This window comes from Nocardioides marmoriginsengisoli, assembly GCF_003725695.1.
GTDB lineage: Bacteria > Actinomycetota > Actinomycetes > Propionibacteriales > Nocardioidaceae > Marmoricola > Marmoricola marmoriginsengisoli.
This window is the reverse complement of the sequence record NZ_RJSE01000005.1, coordinates 79,814-98,975: the sequence shown is the minus strand read 5'-3', so window position 1 is coordinate 98,975 and position 19,162 is coordinate 79,814. Positions and strand designations below refer to the sequence as shown.

The 19,162-nt window shown below is 70.0% G+C and carries 20 protein-coding genes and 1 pseudogene; 20 read left to right on the top strand and 1 reads right to left on the bottom strand.

The window, feature by feature from the left end; translation table 11 throughout:
* The 20 genes and pseudogenes from EFK50_RS06320 to EFK50_RS06225 form a co-directional block, all read left to right on the top strand.
* Positions 1 to 123 (top strand): annotated as a pseudogene (locus tag EFK50_RS06320) (pyridoxal 5'-phosphate synthase lyase subunit PdxS); the annotation flags it as partial.
* Entirely contained in the window at positions 123 to 674 is a 552-nt protein-coding gene (locus EFK50_RS06315; protein WP_123226727.1) for a DUF6891 domain-containing protein, read from the top strand. The pseudogene EFK50_RS06320 and the gene EFK50_RS06315, both read left to right, overlap by 1 nt.
* Before the next feature lie 126 nt (positions 675 to 800).
* Complete coding sequence (locus tag EFK50_RS06310) at positions 801 to 1,772, top strand: AurF N-oxygenase family protein (RefSeq protein ID WP_123226726.1); 972 nt, start codon at positions 801 to 803, stop codon at positions 1,770 to 1,772.
* A gap of 3 nt (positions 1,773 to 1,775) precedes the next feature.
* Positions 1,776 to 3,428 carry an FAD-dependent oxidoreductase gene (locus EFK50_RS06305; RefSeq protein ID WP_123226725.1) on the top strand — a complete coding sequence of 551 codons (1,653 nt, stop codon included), beginning with the start codon at positions 1,776 to 1,778 and terminating at the stop codon, positions 3,426 to 3,428.
* Positions 3,425 to 4,144, top strand: a complete 720-nt coding sequence (locus tag EFK50_RS06300) for a TetR/AcrR family transcriptional regulator (protein ID WP_148046070.1) — start codon at positions 3,425 to 3,427, stop codon at positions 4,142 to 4,144. The genes EFK50_RS06305 and EFK50_RS06300 overlap by 4 nt, the downstream gene beginning before the upstream one ends.
* A 214-nt stretch (positions 4,145 to 4,358) precedes the next feature.
* Positions 4,359 to 4,877 carry an alternate-type signal peptide domain-containing protein gene (locus tag EFK50_RS06295; protein ID WP_123226723.1) on the top strand — a complete coding sequence of 173 codons (519 nt, stop codon included), beginning with the start codon at positions 4,359 to 4,361 and terminating at the stop codon, positions 4,875 to 4,877.
* Between the two features lie 26 nt (positions 4,878 to 4,903).
* Complete coding sequence (locus EFK50_RS06290; protein ID WP_123226722.1) at positions 4,904 to 5,488, top strand: signal peptidase I; 585 nt, start codon at positions 4,904 to 4,906, stop codon at positions 5,486 to 5,488.
* The gene (locus EFK50_RS06285) at positions 5,485 to 6,162 is read left to right on the top strand and encodes an LPXTG cell wall anchor domain-containing protein (protein ID WP_123226721.1); all 678 of its coding nucleotides are present in this window, start codon (positions 5,485 to 5,487) and stop codon (positions 6,160 to 6,162) included. Before EFK50_RS06290 ends, EFK50_RS06285 begins: the two co-directional genes overlap by 4 nt.
* A complete protein-coding gene (locus EFK50_RS06280; RefSeq protein ID WP_123226720.1) occupies positions 6,149 to 6,742 on the top strand; it encodes a SipW-dependent-type signal peptide-containing protein in 594 nt (197 codons plus the stop codon). The genes EFK50_RS06285 and EFK50_RS06280 overlap by 14 nt, the downstream gene beginning before the upstream one ends.
* A gap of 5 nt (positions 6,743 to 6,747) precedes the next feature.
* Entirely contained in the window at positions 6,748 to 7,791 is a 1,044-nt protein-coding gene (locus tag EFK50_RS06275; RefSeq protein WP_148046069.1) for a signal peptidase I, read from the top strand.
* Positions 7,792 to 7,822: 31 nt separating this feature from the next.
* The gene (pdxT, locus tag EFK50_RS06270) at positions 7,823 to 8,449 is read left to right on the top strand and encodes a pyridoxal 5'-phosphate synthase glutaminase subunit PdxT (protein ID WP_123226718.1); all 627 of its coding nucleotides are present in this window, start codon (positions 7,823 to 7,825) and stop codon (positions 8,447 to 8,449) included.
* Positions 8,449 to 9,219, top strand: coding sequence for a YebC/PmpR family DNA-binding transcriptional regulator (locus EFK50_RS06265; protein ID WP_123226717.1), 771 nt, complete (start codon positions 8,449 to 8,451; stop codon positions 9,217 to 9,219). Before pdxT ends, EFK50_RS06265 begins: the two co-directional genes overlap by 1 nt.
* Positions 9,220 to 9,313: 94 nt before the next feature.
* A complete protein-coding gene (ruvC, locus tag EFK50_RS06260; RefSeq protein WP_123226716.1) occupies positions 9,314 to 9,838 on the top strand; it encodes a crossover junction endodeoxyribonuclease RuvC in 525 nt (174 codons plus the stop codon).
* The gene (gene ruvA, locus EFK50_RS06255; RefSeq protein ID WP_123226715.1) at positions 9,835 to 10,440 is read left to right on the top strand and encodes a Holliday junction branch migration protein RuvA; all 606 of its coding nucleotides are present in this window, start codon (positions 9,835 to 9,837) and stop codon (positions 10,438 to 10,440) included. Before ruvC ends, ruvA begins: the two co-directional genes overlap by 4 nt.
* On the top strand, positions 10,440 to 11,573 hold the full coding sequence (gene ruvB, locus EFK50_RS06250; RefSeq protein WP_123226714.1) for a Holliday junction branch migration DNA helicase RuvB: 1,134 nt from the start codon (positions 10,440 to 10,442) through the stop codon (positions 11,571 to 11,573). Before ruvA ends, ruvB begins: the two co-directional genes overlap by 1 nt.
* 117 nt (positions 11,574 to 11,690) lie before the next feature.
* Positions 11,691 to 11,990 (top strand): preprotein translocase subunit YajC, encoded by a 300-nt coding sequence (gene yajC / locus EFK50_RS06245; protein WP_183407702.1) that lies wholly within the window; start codon positions 11,691 to 11,693, stop codon positions 11,988 to 11,990.
* 14 nt (positions 11,991 to 12,004) lie between these two features.
* The gene (secD, locus tag EFK50_RS06240) at positions 12,005 to 13,729 is read left to right on the top strand and encodes a protein translocase subunit SecD (protein WP_123226712.1); all 1,725 of its coding nucleotides are present in this window, start codon (positions 12,005 to 12,007) and stop codon (positions 13,727 to 13,729) included.
* Positions 13,729 to 14,961, top strand: a complete 1,233-nt coding sequence (gene secF / locus EFK50_RS06235) for a protein translocase subunit SecF (RefSeq protein ID WP_123226711.1) — start codon at positions 13,729 to 13,731, stop codon at positions 14,959 to 14,961. The genes secD and secF overlap by 1 nt, the downstream gene beginning before the upstream one ends.
* A gap of 7 nt (positions 14,962 to 14,968) precedes the next feature.
* A complete protein-coding gene (locus EFK50_RS06230) occupies positions 14,969 to 15,514 on the top strand; it encodes an adenine phosphoribosyltransferase (RefSeq protein ID WP_123226710.1) in 546 nt (181 codons plus the stop codon).
* A 21-nt stretch (positions 15,515 to 15,535) separates the two neighbouring features.
* Positions 15,536 to 17,881 (top strand): RelA/SpoT family protein, encoded by a 2,346-nt coding sequence (locus tag EFK50_RS06225; protein ID WP_123226709.1) that lies wholly within the window; start codon positions 15,536 to 15,538, stop codon positions 17,879 to 17,881.
* Between the two features lie 27 nt (positions 17,882 to 17,908).
* Here the strand turns inward: EFK50_RS06225 and EFK50_RS06220 are convergent, their stop codons facing one another.
* The gene (locus tag EFK50_RS06220) at positions 17,909 to 19,150 is read right to left on the bottom strand and encodes a DUF349 domain-containing protein (RefSeq protein WP_246004063.1); all 1,242 of its coding nucleotides are present in this window, start codon (positions 19,148 to 19,150) and stop codon (positions 17,909 to 17,911) included.
* Positions 19,151 to 19,162 lie beyond the last annotated feature (12 nt).

Sequence of the window (19,162 nt, the reverse complement as noted above, 5' to 3'; positions counted from 1 at the left end):
ACCACGTTCCACGACGACCCGGACGTGGTCGCGAAGGTCTCGCGTGGGTTGGGCGAGGCCATGGTCGGCATCAACGTCGAAGACATCCCCCAGCCCCACCGCCTCGCCGAACGCGGCTGGTAATGGCGCGGCCGACCCAGGCCGACACGCGGTCCTGGGTCGCCGACCTGGTCAGGTCCGGACTCGGCACACCTGCGGACGTGCGTCGTCAGGTCGTCGAGGCGGTCCGGGCCGACCACCCGGGACTGGACGCCGCGAGCACCGCGACCGACTGGATCGCCGAAGCGGAGGCCTCGTGGCGCGCGGAAGCGGCGACCTGGCCGGAGACCACCGACTACGACCGGCTGCAGGCAGCCTTCGCCGCGCTGGAGGCCGGGGGAGTCGTCGTGCTCCAGGGCTGCGCCGACCACTGGTCCGCCCGCGATGAGCTCGCCCGCCACGTCCCGCCGCCGCGCGGGATCGGCTGGTTCACGCCGACCGACGTCTGGCACGCGGTCGAGGAGGGCATGCTCGAGGTGAACCTCTGGCACGGCACCACCGCGAACGCCGCTCCGGGGGACGACCTGCTGGCGGAGGCGATCGCGGCCTTCGGGGCCGCCGGGCTGGAAGCGCACTTCGACGAGGGCCGGATCGAGGTCGCCGCACACTGGCGTCGACGGCCCGGAACCGGGTGACGCGCACCACATGCCCCGCGGACGCGGAGATATCTGTGACACGAAGTCACGTGTAGTGCTTTACATGTGACGCGGTGTCTCACTAACCTGCTCAGGACAGACAACGACGTCCTCGAGGAGTGTCCGATGACCGCGATCCAGACCTACGAAGAGAAGCTGCTGACCCTCTCCGAGGGTTCGGTCCACCAGCACTTCGACCCGTGGGAGGACATCGACTGGGACAACCCGGACTACGCCGTCTCCCACGACGACCCGCGCTGGGTGCTCCCGAAGGCGGACGCCCTCGGTCGCAGCGAGTGGTACCAGTCGCTGCCGCTGGAGCGGCAGATCGAGGTCGGCATCTGGCGCCAGGCGAACGTCGCCAAGGTCGGCCTGCAGTTCGAGAACATCCTGATCCGCGGCCTCATGGAGTACGTGATGGGGCTGCCGAACAACTCGGCCGAGTTCCGCTACGTCACCCACGAGGCGACCGAGGAGACCCACCACACCCAGATGTTCCAGGAGTTCGTGAACCGCACCGGGGTCGACGTACCGGGTGGTCCGCGCTACTTCCGGGTCGTCGCGCCGTTCCTGCCGCTGGCCGCCCGGCCGCTCTCGATCGTGTTCTTCATGGGCGTGCTGGCCGGCGAGGAGCCGATCGACCACCTGCAGAAGGCGATCCTCCGTGAGGGTGACGCGATGCACCCGCTGCTGCAGCGCATCATGCAGATCCACATCGCTGAGGAGGCCCGGCACATCTCGTTCGCGCACGAGTACCTCAAGCGCAACGTGCCCAAGGTCGGCAAGGTCCGCAAGGGCGTGCTCTCGGTCGTCCTGCCCGTCGTCATGCGCGTTCTCGGCGACGCGATCATGGTGCCCGGCAAGGAGATGACCCAGCAGGTCGGCGTCCCGAAGAAGGTCCTGAAGGACGTCTTCTGGGACAGCCCGGAGGCCCGCGCCATGCTCAGCGACGTCTTCTACGACGTCCGCGCCCTGGCGGACGAGCTCGACCTGATGAACCCGGTCTCCCGCCAGGTCTGGAAGGCGCTGAAGATCGACGGCTCCGGTGCCCGCTTCCGCAGCGAGCCGGTGAAGCCGAGCGCCCGGAAGGCCGCCTGAGCCATGCCGTACGTCGTCACGCAGTCCTGCTGCGCGGACGCTTCCTGCGTCATCGCGTGCCCGGTCAACTGCATCCACCCGGCTCCCGGCGAGCCGGGCTTCGCCGAGGCCGAGATGCTGTACGTCGACCCGCAGGCCTGCGTCGACTGCGGCGCCTGCGCGACCGCGTGCCCCGTGGACGCGCTCAAGCCGCACACCAAGCTGACCGGTCCCGAGCTCCCGTTCATCGAGCTCAACCGGCTCTACTACGCCGACCAGCCGCACGCCGACCGGACGCCGCTCGCGGTGATCCCCACGCCGCGCACGCTGCCGACCCAGGACGTCCGGGTGGCGGTCGTCGGCTCGGGTCCGGCGGGGATGTACGCGGCCGACGAGCTGCTCAAGCACCCGGGCGTGACGGTCGACGTCTTCGACCGGCTGCCGACGCCGTACGGGCTGGCGCGCGCGGGGGTCGCGCCGGACCACCAGCACACCAAGCAGGTAACGAAGCTCTTCGCCGCGATCGAGGGCCAGCCCGGGTTCGGCTACCGGCTCAACGTCGAGGTCGGCGCGGACGCCGCGATCACCCACGACGACCTGACCGCGCGCTATCACGGCGTGATCTACGCGGTCGGTGCCTCGACCGACAAGCCGCTGGGCATCGAGGGGGAGGACCTGCTCGGCAGCCTCTCCGCGACCGATGTCGTCGGCTGGTACAACGGCCACCCGGACCACCAGGACGCGCCGGTCGACCTCGGCGGTGAACGCGTCGTCATCGTCGGCAACGGCAACGTGGCGCTCGACGTCGCCCGGGTCCTCACCGCGGACCCGGACGCGCTCGCGTCCACCGACATCGCCGACCTGCCGCTGGCCACCCTGCGCGGCAGCCACGTCACCGAGGTCGTCGTCCTGGGCCGGCGCGGCCCGAGCGAGGCGGCCTTCACGATGCCCGAGCTCGTCGGCCTCGCGGGGCTGGCGGACGTCGACGTCGTCGTCGACACCGGCGGTGCCGACCTCGATCGGACCACCGCGAAGGGACGGCTGCTCTCCGAGCTCGCCGCCCGCCCGCAGCGTCCGGACGCGCGGCGGATCGTGCTCCGGTTCTGCGCCGCGCCCCTCCGGGTGCTCGGCGACGAGGCCGTGACCGGGATCGAGGTCGAGCGGACCCGGCTGGAGACGATCGACGGCCGGGTGGTCGCGAGCGGCACCGGCGAGACCGAGGTCATCGAGGCCCGGATGGTGCTGCGCTCGGTGGGCTACCGCGGCCGTCCGGTCGCGGGCCTGCCCTTCGACGAGGCCACCGGCACCGTGCCGAACGACGAGGGCCGGGTCGTCCCCGGCGTCTACGTCGCCGGCTGGATCAAGCGCGGCCCCAACGGGTTCATCGGAACGAACAAGTCCTGCTCGGAGCGGACCGTCGAGTCGTTCCTGGATGACCTCGCGGCCGGTGCGCTGGCGACTCCCCAGGGGAGCCGCCGCGAGGTCGACGCCTGGCTCGACGCGGTCGCTCCCGACCAGGTCGACCTCGAGGGCTGGCGCCGGCTGGACGCCGACGAGCGTTCCCGCGGTACTGCCGCCGGGCGGCCCCGGGTCAAGCTCCTCGACGCCGCGGAGATGGTCCGGATCGCCAAGGCCGGCACCCGCCGACGGTCGTACCGCCTAGGCTTGTCCTCGTGACCGCCAAGCCCACCCCCACCCCCGACGGGCGTGACGAACGGTGGGCGGCGCATCGCGAAGAGCGCCGGATGCAGATCCTGGCGGCGGCGATCGCGGTGATCGAGCGCGAGCCGGTCGGCGCCGAGATCCACGTCCGGCAGATCGCTACCGAGGCCGGTCTCGGCCGGGCGGTGATCTACCGGCACTTCGCCGACCGGGCCGATCTGGACCGTGCCGTGCAGAAGCAGATCATCGAGCTGCTGATGGAGCGACTGGTCCCCGAGTTCGAGCTCTCCGGGACGATCGAGCAGATCATCGGCCGGATCGTGCACGCGTACGTCGAGTGGGCTGCCGAGCATCCGGCGCTGCACCGGATCGGTGCCGCCGAGAGCCAGGACGCCGAGCGTCTCGGCGACGTGATCCAGGCGACCCAGCAGATCGGCGGACTGATCGCCATCCTGGTCACCTCGGGTGCCAGCCTGCTGGAGGTCGAGCTGACCGACGAGGACCGCAAGGTCCTGGACCCGCTGGTCTTCGGCATCGTCGGCCAGGCCGTCGGCACGGTCCGGTTCTGGCTGGCCCGCGAGGTGCGCGAGCCCTCGGTCGAGGTGATCGCGGCGCACCTGTCGCGCTCGGTCTGGTTCCAGCTCGACGGTCACGCCCGGGACCGAGGTGCGGTCCTGGACCCGACCGCCGCGCTCGACGACCTGATCCTCGGAGCACTGCGCGGCGACTGACCCGGAACGCGGGAAATGCGCAATCCCCCTTCCTAACCGAGTTCCGTAATCCGCGTGGCAAGTTGCGGAAAGTGTCCGTTTGATCCGGTTCGCGGTCTGGACCAAATCTGCCCATCTGCGACGTAATTCGACGCTGGATCGGTGCACCGAGGAATCTGGGCGGGTGGGCCTCTCGGGCAAGCCCCGCTCATCGATTCCTCCTGGAGGTTCAACCATGAAGAAGTCCACCAAGGGCGCCCTCGCGGCAGCCGCAGCCGGAACCCTGCTCCTCGGCGGCGCCGGCTCGCTGGCGTACTGGAGCACCAGTGCGACCGTCACCGGAACCGACGTCGCCACCGGCCACCTGGCCCTGCTCACGCCGAACTGCGGTGCCTGGCAGCTCGACTCGGGCGAGAACGCTCCGCTGACCTACGCCGACGGCGACCCGCTGGTCCCGGGCGACGCCCTCACCCGGGTCTGCACCTACGTCATCGACGCTTCCGGCAACCACCTGCGGGCGACCGTCTCCGCGGCTGCGCCGACCCTGCCGGCCCCGCTCGCGGACGCCTTCACCGTCTCGGCCGTTGACCTGCAGGTCAACAACGTGGCGGCGACCGAGTTCACCGAGCTGAACGACGGCCAGACCCTCCAGGTGACCGTGAAGGCCACGTTCAACAGCAGCGTGACCGATCACATGGACCTCAACGCCGTGCTCGGCGACGTGACGGTCAACGTCAACCAGGTCCACAACTGATCGACCTGAGCCCGAGGTAGGAATCGATGAGTTTGCGCTCCGTGCGCTCCGTGGCCGGCAGGGCCTTCGCCCTGCTGGCCGCGGGTCTCGTCGTGGTCGTCCTCGTCCTCGGGGTGCTGCTGCCGACGTTCGCCGGTGGCAACGCCTACACGATCCTGACCGGCTCGATGCGGCCGACGATGCCGCCGGGGACCCTGGTGGTGACCCGGCCGGTGGAGCCGTCCCAGCTCCGGATCGGCGACGCGGTCACCTACCAGATCAAGTCCGGCGACCCCGTCGTCGCGACCCACCGGGTCGACTCGATCTCGATGTCGATGAACGGGGAGTACGGCTTCGTGATGAAGGGGGACGCGAACGACGCGGCGGACCCGGCTGTCGTCCGCCCCGAGCAGATCAAGGGCAGGGTCTGGTACTCCGTCCCGTACCTCGCCTACCCCTCGCTGCTGGTCGACGGGAACATCCGCCGAGCGATCGTGATGGGCGCGGTGGTGCTGCTCTTCGGCTACGCGGCCTTCTCCTTCGCCGGTGCCTTCCGGGACCGCCGTACCGCAGCACCGACCCAGGCAGCACCCGAGCAGGAAGCACCCGAGATGGCAGGAGTGGGATCGTGATCCGCCGTTTGGTTCTCGCCGCAGTCGCGGGGGTGCTGGTCCTCGCCGGATCGATGGCGCCCGCCGCCGCGGCCGGCGAACTCGGCCTCAGCTCCGACGGGGTCACCTGGGGGCCGACACTGCCCGGCCCGCTCTTCGACCCCGCGTTCACCTGGGTGCCGGGCGACTCCGAGCAGGCGAGCTTCTTCGTGCGCAACCAGAGCGCGGACGCAGCCGTCCTGAACGTCACCCTGCTCACCGGTCCGGTCGAGGACCTGATCAACTCGGGCGACCTGACGATCAGTGCGCAGCTCGACGGCGGGCCGTTCACCGGCGCGCTCACCGCAGGTTCGCACCTGCTGCTCGACAACCTGCCGGTCGATGCCGGCACGGTCCACGAGGTCACCGTCAAGATCGACTTCGACCCGCAGTCGGCCAATCCCACGCAGTCCCAGCGCCTGGACTTCCGTTTCGACGTGACGCTCAGCCAGGACGCGTCCGTCCTGCCGCCCACCGACGGCGGCGACGGCGACGGTGGAGACGGTGGCGGCGGACTGCCGGACACCGGCACCGTCGTCTCGCCCTTCATGTTGCTCTTCGCCGTGCTGCTCTGCGCCGCCGGCGCCGGACTCGTCGGGTACAGCCGACGCCGCTACACCGCTCTCGAGGAAAGGCCTTCCCATGTCCAAGCTTGATCTGACCCGCCGTCTGCGCAGCACCCGTACCAAGGCGCTGCTGAGCCTCGGAGTCGTGGCAGCTCTCGGCGCCTCGGGAACCTTCGCGCTGTGGAGCGACACCGTGGCGGTCAGCGGTACGTCGATCACCACCGGCAGCATCGACCTGCTGGTGAACGGTGACGCCGACGACGCGGTCGCCTTCACGACGCTGAACGTCACCGGCATGCTGCCCGGCAACACCACCGCGGGCGTGATCACCGTCAAGAACGACGGACTGTCGCCGCTGACCTACTACGCGACCCAGGCGATCACCGGGACCGCGTTCCCGGCCGGCACGCTGACCGTGAAGCTGACCGCCGCGGCCACGACCACCGGCGGCCCGGGTCTCGGCGGCACCTGCGGCGGCGCGACCCTGGCGAACACGGCGGGCGGCTTCGTGGCCGGCAACTTCATCGGCTCGGTCGGGACCCAGCGTCCGCTCGCGGCCGGAGCCACCGAGACCTTCTGCGTCCAGGCCACCCTCGACAACGCCGCCGACCAGGCTCTCTACTCCAACAAGACCACGAACGTGGCGCTGACCTTCACCGCTTCGCAGTGATCACCATGAAGGCACTCGTCGGACGTTGGGGATCCCGGGGAGGTCGGCTGCTGCTGACGCTCACCGCGATCGTCGGTGCCCTCTGCGCGGTGGTCGCCGTGCTGGCGCTCGTCCTCGGTGTCCGCCCGATCGTGTTCCGGTCCGGGTCGATGGCGCCGGCGGTCGACACCGGCGCGCTGGGCTTCTCCCGCACGACCGATGCCGCCGACCTCCGGGTCGGGGACATCGTCACGGTCACCAACGCCCAGAAGAAGACGGTCACCCACCGGATCGTCGCGATCGGGCCGGGCGACGGATCGGCGACCCTCCAGCTCAAGGGCGACGACAACCCGGTCGCCGACCAGGAGATCTACACCGTTGCGTCGGTGCCGAAGCTCTGGTTCGCGATCCCCGACGGCGGCTACGTGATCGCCTGGTTCTCGAAGGCGCCCGGGAGCTACCTGCTCGGCGGCTACGTGATGCTGATGCTGATGCTGGCGTTCCGGCGCCGGCAGGACTCGGACGATGCCGGTACGGCGACCCCGGTTCTCGACGAGGCGGGGGCCGGTCCCGGGCCGGCCCCGGTCCCGCCTGTCGAGCCTGTCGCACCCGGTGCCCGGAAGAAGAGCCGGCGCGGTCCGTTCGCCGTCGTGACCGCGGGCGCGATCGTGGCGCTGGCGGCCGCCGTGGTGTCGGGGTGGTCGCAGACGACGTGGGCGGCCTGGAACGACACGGTGGCGACGAGTGGGACGTCGATCGCGACGGGGACCTGGGGTGCGGTCGCGCCCCCTGCGCCGACCGGCGTCACCTGCACCGCCGGATCGGCGAACGCGAACACCATCACCATCAGTTGGACAGCAGTACCGAGTGCCACCAACTATCGAGTGACTCGAACGCCGGGTTCTCCGATCAGCGGAGCCGCGACGAGTCAGACCTTCACCGGAAGCAACAACCAGAGCGGCACCGCGTACGTGCAGGCACAGATCGGAGCCGGTCCGTTCTCGGCCAATTCGACGTCGATCAGCTACACGTTCGGCAACGGAAACAACAAGGTGCCGACCTGCGACTGATCTTCCGGCGACCGGCTGGGACAATCGGGGCATGACTTCCCCCACGATCGGTGTCTTCGCGCTCCAGGGCGACGTGCGCGAGCACCTGCGCGCGCTGACCACCCTCGGCGTGGACGCGATCGGCGTACGGCGTCCCGAGGAGCTCGAGCGCTGCCACGGGCTGATCATCCCCGGCGGCGAGAGCACCACGATGTTCAAGCTGGCGCGCGCGTTCGACCTCTTCGAGCCGTTGCAGAAGCGGATCGCCGGCGGGATGCCGACCTTCGGGACCTGCGCCGGGATGATCATGCTCGCCGACCGGATCGTCGACGGCACCTCGGACCAGGAGACGCTCGGCGGTCTGGACATCACCGTCCGGCGGAATGCCTTCGGGCGGCAGGTCGACTCGTTCGAGGGCGACCTGGCGTTCGAGGGACTCGACGGCCCGGTGCACGCCGTCTTCATCCGGGCGCCGTGGGTCGAGCAGGTCGGTGCGGAGGTCGAGGTGCTTGCCCGGGTCGCGTCCGGTCCGGCCGCGGGTAGGATCGTCGCCGTCCGTCAGGGATCGTTGATGGCGACGTCCTTCCACCCCGAGGTGGGGAGCGACACGCGCATCCATCAGGCGTTCGTGGACCTGGTCTCGACGGGCGACACCGTTGTCGTAGGGAAGGAACGCTGATGTCCGGCCACTCCAAGTGGGCAACAACGAAGCACAAGAAGGCCGCCCTCGACGCCAAGCGCAGCAAGATGAACACCAAGCTCATCAAGAACATCGAGGTCGCGGCCCGGCTGGGCGGCGGCGACCCGGCCGGCAACCCGACGCTCTTCGACGCGATCCAGAAGGCCAAGAAGTCCTCGGTCACCAAGGACAACATCGACCGCGCGGTCAAGCGCGGTTCGGGTGCCGAGGCCGGCGGTGCCGACTACACCACGATCATGTACGAGGGCTACGGCCCGAACGGCGTCGCACTGCTGATCGAGTGCCTCACCGACAACAAGAACCGGGCCGCGATGGAGGTCCGCACCGCGGTCACCCGCAACGGCGGCTCGCTCGCCGACCCCGGCTCGGTCGCGTACCTGTTCCACCGGATGGGCATCGTGATCGTCCCGACCGAGCAGGACGGCAAGTCGGTCTCCGAGGACGACGTCCTGGAGGCGACGCTGGACGCCGGCGCGGAGGACGTCAACGACCTCGGCGAGGCTTTCGAGGTGGTCAGCCAGGCGACCGACCTGGTCGACGTACGGACGGCGCTGCAGAACGCGGGCCTCGACTACGACTCGGCGGACGCGATGTTCGTGCCGTCGATGCAGGTCGCCCTGGACGCCGACGGCGCCACCAAGGTGCTGCGCCTGGTCGACGCGCTCGAGGACCTGGACGACGTCCAGAACGTCTTCGCGAACTTCGACATCTCCGACGAGGTCATGGCCGAGGTCGACGCCGCCGGCTGAGGTTCGACCCCGTTGCGGTGTGTCGCTCACCGCGTCGTCCCGTGCCCGGGATAGATTCGTCCGAACAGGTGTTCGTACGACGAGTGAGGCTGGTATGCGTGTTCTGGGCATCGACCCGGGTCTGACCCGGTGCGGCATCGGCGTGGTCGACGGCGGGATCGGCCGACCGCTGACGATGGTCGAGGTCGGTGTCGTGAAGACGACCCCGGAGCTGCAGATCGAGGAACGCCTGCTGCTGATCTCCCGCGGCATCGAGGCGTGGATCGACGCCACCGAGCCGGACGCGATCGCGGTCGAGCGGGTCTTCGCGCAGGCGAACGTCCGCACCGTGATGGGCACCGCCCAGGTGAGCGGCCTGGCGCTGGTGGCGGCATGCAGCCGGGGGATCCCGGTGACCCTGCACACGCCCAGCGAGGTGAAGGCGGCGGTGACCGGCAACGGTCGGGCCGACAAGGCCCAGGTCGGGGCGATGGTCACCCGGCTGCTGCGCCTCGACGAGACCCCGAAGCCTGCCGACGCCGCTGACGCGCTCGCGCTCGCCATCTGCCACATCTGGCGCGGAGCCGCTACCAACCGGATCCAGGCCGCGGTCGCCCAGGCAGCAGGAGCCGGTCGATGATCGCGTTCGTCCGGGGCCGGGTCGCGGCCGTGGGCCTGACCTCGGCCGTTCTCGAGGTCGGCGGTGTGGGCCTGGAGCTGCAGTGCACCCCGAACACGCTGGCGGAGCTGAGCCGGGGGAGCGAGGCCACCTTGCCGACCAGCATGGTCGTCCGCGAGGACTCGCTGACCCTGTTCGGCTTCGCGGACGAGGACGAGAAGCAGATGTTCGAGCTCGTCCAGACCGCCAGCGGCGTCGGGCCGAAGCTCGCCCAGGCGATGCTCGCCGTACTGAACCCGGAGGCGATCCGCCGAGCGGTCGGCAGCGACGACGTGAAGACCCTGACGAACGTGCCGGGCATCGGCCAGAAGGGCGCCCAGCGGATCATCCTCGAGCTGCGCGACCGGATCGGCGCCCCCGGCTCGGTGTCCGCGGCGATGCCGGGGCAGGCCGCCGTGGCGGAGTGGCAGAGCCAGGTGCACGGCGGGCTCGTCGGCCTGGGATGGTCCGGCAAGGAGGCCGACCGCGCGGTCACCGCGGTCACCCCGACCGCCGACACGATGGAGGCGCCCGACGTGGCGCAGCTCCTCCGCCTCGCGTTGCAGACGCTGAGCAGGGCCTGATGGCCTCCGAGGACGTGGAGTCCGCGGTCCAGGCGGCCCTGGAGCAGGCCGAGCGCGAGTTCCTGGAGCAACGGGCGGCCCGGGCCGACTCGGTGACCGATCTCGATGCCGATCCCGACGAGCGCGCGGTCGAGGCCGCCCTGCGGCCGCGGTCGATGGACGAGGTGATCGGCCAGGAGCGGGTGCGCGAGCAGCTCTCGCTGGTCCTCGACGCCGCTAGGTCGCGCGGCCGCACCGCCGACCACGTGCTGCTCTCCGGACCGCCGGGCCTGGGCAAGACCACTCTGGCGATGATCATCGCGTCCGAGATGTCCGCCCCGCTGCGGCTGACGAGCGGTCCGGCGATCACCCACGCGGGGGACCTGGCCGCGATCCTTTCGGGGCTGAACGAGGGCGACGTCCTCTTCGTCGACGAGATCCACCGGATGTCCCGGCCGGCCGAGGAGATGCTCTACCTGGCGATGGAGGACTTCCGGGTCGACGTGGTGATCGGCAAGGGGCCGGGCGCCACCGCGATCCCGTTGGAGATCCCGCCGTTCACGCTGGTCGGGGCGACCACCCGGGCCGGGTTGCTGCCGGGGCCGTTGCGGGACCGGTTCGGTTTCACCGGCCACCTGGAGTTCTACGCGGCCGCGGACCTCGACCTGATCGTGCAGCGTTCCGCCGGCCTGCTGGAGGTCGGCACCGTGCCCGAGGGCACCGCCGAGATCGCGCTGCGCTCGCGGGGCACCCCGCGGATCGCCAACCGCCTGCTCCGCCGGGTCCGGGACTACGCCCAGGTCCGCGCGGACGGCATCGTCACCCGGGACGTCGCCCGCCGGGCGCTGGAGCTCTTCGAGGTGGACGAGACCGGGCTGGACCGCCTCGACCGGGCGGTGCTGGACGCGCTCTGCCGGCGGTTCGGGGGCGGGCCGGTCGGGCTGAGCACGCTCGCGGTCGCCGTCGGCGAGGAGCGCGAGACCGTGGAGGAGGTCGCCGAACCCTTCCTGGTGCGCACCGGGATGCTCGCGCGGACCCCGCGCGGACGGGTCGCGACCCCGGCTGCGTGGACCCACCTGGGGCTCGCCGTACCGGCCTCGTCGCCGTTCTCCGACCACGGAACCCTCTTCGGCGACGGAGAACCCACAGGCTGATCCGCCCGGCGTCGGTCCGATGACGTGTTGCCGGTTACACTTCCTCGGCGTGGCGCACCCCTGTGCTGGCGCGCGCTACTGCCGAAGCACCTGAACCCGACACCGAGAGTCCTCCCCGTGCCCCCAGAGCTGCAGATCGTGCTCTACCTGGTTGCCCTCGTAGGCCTCTGGTTCCTGCTGACCCGGTCGACCCGCGCCTCGCAGCGCCGTGTCGCCGCTTTGCAGGCAGAGATCGAGATCGGCGACGAAGTGATCCTCTCCGCGGGTATCTTCGGCACCGTTCGTTCGCTTGACGGTGACAAGGTCCAGCTGGAGATCGCCGAAGGCACCGTGATCACGGTCGCCCGTCAGGTCGTCGTACGACGGGCGCCTGACGCTGAAGCACCCACCACCGACGAGCACGACCCCGAAGACTGAGGAGACGCTGGACCGTGGCAACTAAGAAGTATCGGCCGGGCCAACGGCTGGTGGTGTTTTTCGTCGGCGTCGCCGTGCTCTTCGGGCTGGTGGCGCTCGCCGGTACCTGGAAGCCCCAGCTGGGCCTCGACCTCCAGGGCGGCACCCGGATCACGCTGATCGCCGAGGGCAACCCGAAGGCCGCGAACCTGGATCTCGCCCGCAAGATCATCGACCAGCGGGTCAACGGGTCCGGTGTCGCCGAGGCCGACGTGACCACCCAGGGCAACCGGTTCCTCGTCGTCGAGATCCCCGGCAGGAGCCGTCGTGACCTGGTCGACACGGTCAAGCGGACCGCGCAGCTGCGGTTCCGCCTGGTCGCCAACGGCGGACGCCAGCCCGGTGTCCCGGTGACCAGTACCCCGACCCCGACCCCGTCCCCGACCGCGACGCCGTCCGGCAAGGCCACCAACAAGGCCAAGCCGACCGACAAGGCCAGCCCGAAGAAGAAGGCGACCTCCACGCCGAACCCGCGCCCGGCCCCCGGGTTCGCGAAGCAGGCGGACACCCCGACGCCGACGCCCACCGGGAAGCCTTCGGGGACTCCGACAGGAACACCCACCGGGACGCCCACGGGCACCCCGACCGGCACGCCGACGCAGGACGACGCCAACGTCACCTCCGAGCTGGCCTGGGCGGCGAACCCGCCGGCCGAGTGGGTCACCAAGTTCGCTGCCTTCACCTGCCCGGCCGACGGCGCCGCGGCACCGGTGGTCGACAACCCGGCAGAGCCGCTGATCACCTGCGACGAGGACGGGCAGAAGTTCCTGCTCTCCAAGGCCGTCATCGAGGGCACCTCGCTGAAGAAGGCCTCCGCCGGCATCCCGCAGGGCCAGGCGGCCTGGGCGGTGAACCTCGAGCTCAAGGGCAAGGCGGTCAAGGACTTCGCCGACATCAGCCGGGCCCTGATCGACAACGGCGGCTCGTTCGCCGTCGTCCTCGACGGTCAGGTGCTCTCCTACCCGGGCTTCACCGGTGTGATCACCGACGGCTCGGCCCAGATCACCGGTTCCTTCAACGAGGAGTCCGCGACCGCGCTGGCGAACTCGCTGAAGTTCGGCGCGCTCCCGATCAAGTTCGAGGCGGACCCGTCCACCGAGATCATCGGGCCGTCGCTGGCGGGCAACCAGCTCAGCGCGGGCCTCTGGGCCGGCGGCATCGGCTTCGTCCTCGTGATGCTCTACTGCCTGATCTACTACCGCGGCCTCGGCACCGTCGTGCTCGCCTCGCTCGTCGTGGCAGCCGCGATCACCTACGCCCTGGTGCTGCTGCTCAGCAAGGCGGCCGGCTTCACGCTGACCCTGCCGGGTATCGCGGGTCTGATCATCGGTGTCGGCGTGACAGCGGACTCCTTCGTCATCTTCTTCGAACGGATACGTGACGAGATGCGCGAGGGCCGGTCGATGCGGGTCGCGGTCGAGACCGGCTGGGCCCGGGCTCGGAAGACCCGGATGGCCGCCAACGTGGTCTCGCTGCTCTCCGCCGGCGTGCTCTACTTCTTCGCCACCGGCGTGGTCAAGGGCTTCGGGTTCGCGCTCGGTCTCTCGACCCTGGTGGACCTCGCAGTGCTGTTCTGGTTCACCAAGCACGCGGTGTCCTACCTGGCCCGGTTCAAGTTCTTCAACGGTGGCGGCGCGCTCTCGGGCCTCAGCCGCGCGACGCTCGGCCTCGACGCCGAGCCCCAGGGAGGGAGGGTCTGATGGGCCGCTTCTCACGAGCAGGAAACGAGCTCTATACCGGTGCCCGGTCGATCGACTTCGTCGGCCGCCGCTCCGTCTGGTACTCGGTCTCCGTCGTCATCGTCGGGTTCTTCCTGACGGTCATCGTGCTGAACGGGTTCAAGTTCGGCATCGAGTTCACCGGCGGTACCGAGTACCGGGTCCTCAACCTCACCGGCCAGAACGCGGGTCAGTCCGGGGCGGACAAGGCCCGCGACCTCGTGGCCAGCTCCGGCATCGAGGACGCCGGAACCCCGGTCGTGACGACCTCGGGCAAGGACTCCCTGATCGTCCAGGTCGAGCCGATCTCCAGCGACGAGGCCGGCGAGCTGCAGTCGAAGCTCCAGGAGGGGCTTGGGGTGAAGCCCGGCGACGTGTCGCCGACCGAGATCGGAGCCAGCTGGGGCAAGGAGGTGGCCAAGCGGGCCATCCTCGGCGTCGGCATCTTCCTGATCCTGGTCGTCCTCTTCATCTGGGGCTACTTCCGGGAGTGGAAGATGTCCGTCGCGGGTCTGGTGGCCCTGCTGCACGACGTGGTCATCACGATGGGCGTGTACTCGCTCTCCGGCTTCACGGTGACGCCGGCGGCGGTGACCGGTCTGCTCGCGATCCTCGGCTTCTCGATGTACGACACGGTGGTCGTCTTCGACAAGATCCGGGAGAACACCCACGACCTGCGCCGTAGCGGCCAGACCTACAGCGACGCGGCCAACCTGGCCGTGAACCAGACCCTGGTGCGCTCGATCAACACCTCGATCGTGGCCCTGATCCCGATCGGCGCGATCCTCTACGTGAGCGCCGTCCAGCTCGGCGCCAGCTCGCTGCAGGACCTGGCGCTGGCGCAGTTCGTCGGCATGGGCGTCGGCATCTACTCCTCGGTCTTCATCGCGCCGCGCCTGCTGGTGCACATGAAGCAGAGCGAGGCGACCGTGGTCGACGCCGACCGCCGGGCACGGGCGCGCGCCAAGCGGGACGTCGACAAGTACGCCAACGTGCCCACCTTCACCGAGGACATGCCGGTGGTCGAGGGCAGCGGCGAGCTGGACGAGGACGACGAGGGCCAGCCCCGGACCCCGTTCGTGACGCCGGCGTCACGAGCCTCGGCAACCGGAAGCGGCCGGGTCGTCCCGGAGCCGAAGGCACCGATCGAGCCGTCCGGCTCGGCGCACCGCCCGCAACCGACCAGGCAGCCCCGGTCCAAGCGCGGCAAGTGACCGCTCGATGACCGCCGAGAGCCTGGACGCGATCTTCGATCGACTGATCCGGGACATCCCGGACTTCCCGCAGCCGGGCGTGATGTTCAAGGACATCACCCCGCTGCTGGCCGACCATGACGGCTTCACGGCGGTCGTGCAGGCACTGGCCGCGGCCGGCCGCGACGAGTCCGGCGCGGTCTGCGTCGACAAGGTGATCGGGATGGAGGCCCGCGGGTTCATCCTCGCGGCACCGGTGGCGCTCGCCCTCGGCGTCGGGTTCGTCCCGGTGCGCAAGCCCGGCAAGCTGCCGTCCGCGACGTATGCCGTCAGCTACTCGCTGGAGTACGGCGAGGCCACCCTGGAGATGCACACCGACGCGTTGGTGCCGGGCGAGCGGGTGCTGCTGATCGACGACGTCCTGGCCACCGGCGGGACGGCCGCCGCGACCGCTTCCCTGGTCGCGCAGGGCGGTGGTGTGGTGCACGCTCTGGCCGTGCTGATGGAGCTCTCGTTCCTGCACGGCCGGGGCGCCCTGGGGGAGACCCCCTTGCTGTCCCTGCGCACTCTCTGACCTGAGCCCTAGACTGGACGCATGGCGGAGGAAAGGGTCATCGCGGACGCTGCTCCGAGCGCGCCCCCGCCCGCCTCGCCGCCGATCGTCGAGCCGAGCGGACCGATCCTCAGCGGCGGTCGCGGCGTCCGGGCCCGGCTAGCCCGGATCGGCACCAGCAAGCAGGTCGGCAACCCCGAGCTCGAGCCGCTCTTCCGCGCCGTACGGGCGAATCATCCGAAGGCCGACCTGGCCCTCCTCGAGCGCGCGTACGCCACCGCGGAGCTGCACCACCGCGGGCAGATGCGGAAGAGCGGGGACCCGTACATCACCCACCCGCTGGCCGTGACGACGATCCTCGCGGACATCGGCATGACCGAGCCGACGCTGGTGGCGTCGCTGCTGCACGACACCGTCGAGGACACGCCGTACACGCTGGACCAGCTCCGCAAGGACTTCGGCGACGAGGTGGCGCTGCTGGTCGACGGGGTCACCAAGCTCGACAAGGTCAAGTACGGCGACTCGGCGCAGTCCGAGACCATCCGCAAGATGATCGTGGCGATGAGCCGGGACATCCGGGTGCTGGTCATCAAGCTGGCCGACCGGCTGCACAACATGCGCACGCTGCGCTACGTGAAGGCCGAGACCCAGGAGCGCAAGTCCCGGGAGACCCTGGAGATCTTCGCCCCGCTGGCGCACCGGCTCGGCATGAACACGATCAAGTGGGAGCTGGAGGACCTCGCGTTCGCGACCCTGCACCCGAAGATCTACGACGAGATCGTGCGGATGGTCGCGGAGCGCTCGCCCTCGCGCGACCAGTTCATGCGCCAGGTGATCGACGTGGTCGAGAGCGACCTGAAGGGCGCGAAGATCAAGGCCCGGGTCACCGGCCGGCCGAAGCACTACTACTCGATCTACCAGAAGATGATCCACGGCGGCCGCGAGTTCACCGACATCTACGACCTGGTCGGGATCCGGATCCTGGTCGACAACGACCCGGACTGCTACAGCGTCCTCGGCGTGCTGCACAACCGGTGGAACCCGATCCCGGGCCGGTTCAAGGACTTCGTGGCGATGCCGAAGTTCAACATGTACCAATCGCTGCACACCACCGTGATCGGCCCCTCCGGCAAGGCCGTCGAGATGCAGATCCGGACCTTCGCGATGCACCGCCGCGCCGAGTACGGCGTCGCCGCGCACTGGAAGTACAAGGAGGACACCCGCGCCGGGGTGGACACCGACAAGACGCTTGCCGAGAGCGGCCAGAGCGACATGCCCTGGGTGCGCCAGCTCCTGGACTGGCAGAACGAGGTCGAGGACCCGGGCGAGTTCCTGGAGTCGCTGCGCTTCGAGATCAACGCGGCCGAGGTGTACGTCTTCACCCCCCGCGGCGACGTGATGGGGCTGCCGATCGGCTCGACGCCGATCGACTTCGCCTACGCGATCCACACCGAGGTCGGCCACCACACCATCGGTGCCCGGGTCAACGGCCGGCTGGTGCCGCTGGAGTCGAAGCTCGAGCACGGCGACGTGGTCGAGGTCTTCACCTCGAAGTCCCCGAACGCCGGCCCGAGCCGCGACTGGCTCGGCTTCGTGAAGTCGCCCCGGGCGCGCAGCAAGATCCGGCACTGGTTCACCAAGGAGCGCCGCGAAGAGGCGATCGAGGTCGGCAAGGACCAGATCGCGAAGCTGATGCGCAAGGAAGGCGTCTCCCTCAAGCGGGTGATGACGCACGAGTCGCTGACCCAGGTGGCCAACGACTTCCGGCTGGCCGACGTCTCGGCGCTCTACGCCGCGGTCGGTGAGGGCAACCTCGGCGCCCAGGCCGTCGTCCGGAAGGTGGTCGAGCTCGTCGGCGGCACCGAGGGCGCTGCCGAGGACATGGCCGAGACGGTCACGATCACCCGGCCGCGGCGCGCGCAGAAGACGGCCGGCGACTCCGGCGTGATCGTGATGGGCCTGGACGGCACCGACGTCCTGGTGAAGCTGGCCAAGTGCTGCACCCCGGTCCCGGGTGACGAGATCCTCGGGTTCGTGACCCGGGGCTCAGGCGTCTCGGTGCACCGCAAGGACTGCACCAACGCGGCCGACCTTCTCGGCCAGCCGGAGCGGCTGGTCGACGTGGAGTGGGCGCCCACCTCGACCTCGACCTTCCTGGTCCAGATCATGGTGGAGGCGCTCGACCGCGCGCGGCTGCTCTCGGACATCACCCAGGTGCTGGCCGATCAGCACGTCAACATCCTGTCGGCGTCGCTGAACACCAGCCGGGACCGGGTGGCGAAGAGCAAGTTCGCGTTCGAGATGGGCGACCCCAAGCACCTCGGCGCGATCCTGAAGTCGGTCCGGATGATCGACGGGGTGTTCGACGCCTACCGCGTCACGCACTGATCGGGTCGGCGCGCAGGTCGGCAGGGACTACGAGAACTCGGACGCCGTCTTCATCGCGAGGTCGAGGAACGACTGGCGCGACGCCAGGTTCTCCTCGAGGTCCTTGACCTTCTTGGCGTCCCCGGCGGCACGGGCCTTCTCCAGGTCCGCCTCGATCTTCGCGATGGCGTCCTGCAGCTGGCCGACCATCCCGTCGGCACGAGCGGACTTCTCCGGGTCGGACTTCTTCCACTGGTCCTCTTCGAGCCCGCGGATCTCCTGCTCGACCTTGCGGATCCGCGCCTCCAGCGTCTTGATCTGGTCGCGGGGGACCTTGCCGGCCGCCTCCCAGCGCTCGCCGATGTCGCGGAAGGCCTTCTTCGCCGCCGCGAGGTCGGTGATCGGGAGCAGCGCCTCGGCCTCGACCAGGAGCGCCTCCTTCACGACGGCGTTGGCGGCGAACTCCTCGTCGATCTTCGCGTTGTCGGCGTCACGGGCCCCGAAGAACTGGTCCTGGGCACCGCGGAAGCGCTTCCAGAGGGCGTCGTCGACGTCCTTGGGCGCCGGACCAGCGGCCTTCCACTCGGCCATCAGGCCGCGGTACTTGGCCGCGGTCGCGCCCCAGTCGGTGGAGTCGGCGAGGGCCTCGGCCTCCTTGGCGAGACGCTCCTTGATCACCCGGGCGCCTTCGCGCTGCTCGGTCATCACCGCGAAATGCGCCTTGCGGGCACGGGTGTAGGCCGTTCGGGCGCCGGAGAACCGGTGCCAGAGCTCGTCGTCGGCCGCCTTCTCCAGGCGGGGGAGCTCCTTCCACTCCGCCAGCAGGTCGCGCAGCTTGTTGGCGCCGTTGCGCCAGTCGGTGCCGCCGGCGATCTTCTCGGCCTCGGCGACGATCGCAGCCTTGCGGGTGCGCGACTCCTCGATCTTCTTGCTGCGCTCCTCGCGGCGCTGCTCGCGCTGCATGCCGATGACGGGTCGCAGGGAGTTCAGCCGCGCGGTGAGCGCGGTGATGTCGCCCACTGCCTTCGGCTCGTCCAGCTGCTCGGCCAGGCGCGCGATCGACGAGGTCGCCTCGTCGGGGGACATCGCCCCGGACCGGACCCGCTGCTCGAGGAGATGGACCTCGAACTCCAGCCCCTCGAATCGTTTGGTGTAGAAGGCAAGCGCCTCTTCGTGCGTGCCTTCGGGGTACTGACCGACGATCCGCTCCTCGGTGCCGATGCGGACGTAGACCGTCCCGTCTGCGTCGACGCGTCCGAAGCTGTCGCCCTGGTTGCCCTGCGCGGTCACTATGACCCTTCC

Coding starts and splice junctions, on each gene's coding strand:
- EFK50_RS06315 (WP_123226727.1), top strand. CDS start 123: ATGGCGCGGCCGACCCAGGCCGACACGCGGTCCTGGGTCGCCGACCTG.
- EFK50_RS06310 (WP_123226726.1), top strand. CDS start 801: ATGACCGCGATCCAGACCTACGAAGAGAAGCTGCTGACCCTCTCCGAG.
- EFK50_RS06305 (WP_123226725.1), top strand. CDS start 1,776: ATGCCGTACGTCGTCACGCAGTCCTGCTGCGCGGACGCTTCCTGCGTC.
- EFK50_RS06295 (WP_123226723.1), top strand. CDS start 4,359: ATGAAGAAGTCCACCAAGGGCGCCCTCGCGGCAGCCGCAGCCGGAACC.
- EFK50_RS06290 (WP_123226722.1), top strand. CDS start 4,904: ATGAGTTTGCGCTCCGTGCGCTCCGTGGCCGGCAGGGCCTTCGCCCTG.
- EFK50_RS06280 (WP_123226720.1), top strand. CDS start 6,149: ATGTCCAAGCTTGATCTGACCCGCCGTCTGCGCAGCACCCGTACCAAG.
- EFK50_RS06275 (WP_148046069.1), top strand. CDS start 6,748: ATGAAGGCACTCGTCGGACGTTGGGGATCCCGGGGAGGTCGGCTGCTG.
- pdxT (WP_123226718.1), top strand. CDS start 7,823: ATGACTTCCCCCACGATCGGTGTCTTCGCGCTCCAGGGCGACGTGCGC.
- EFK50_RS06265 (WP_123226717.1), top strand. CDS start 8,449: ATGTCCGGCCACTCCAAGTGGGCAACAACGAAGCACAAGAAGGCCGCC.
- ruvC (WP_123226716.1), top strand. CDS start 9,314: ATGCGTGTTCTGGGCATCGACCCGGGTCTGACCCGGTGCGGCATCGGC.
- ruvA (WP_123226715.1), top strand. CDS start 9,835: ATGATCGCGTTCGTCCGGGGCCGGGTCGCGGCCGTGGGCCTGACCTCG.
- ruvB (WP_123226714.1), top strand. CDS start 10,440: ATGGCCTCCGAGGACGTGGAGTCCGCGGTCCAGGCGGCCCTGGAGCAG.
- secF (WP_123226711.1), top strand. CDS start 13,729: ATGGGCCGCTTCTCACGAGCAGGAAACGAGCTCTATACCGGTGCCCGG.
- EFK50_RS06230 (WP_123226710.1), top strand. CDS start 14,969: ATGACCGCCGAGAGCCTGGACGCGATCTTCGATCGACTGATCCGGGAC.
- EFK50_RS06225 (WP_123226709.1), top strand. CDS start 15,536: ATGGCGGAGGAAAGGGTCATCGCGGACGCTGCTCCGAGCGCGCCCCCG.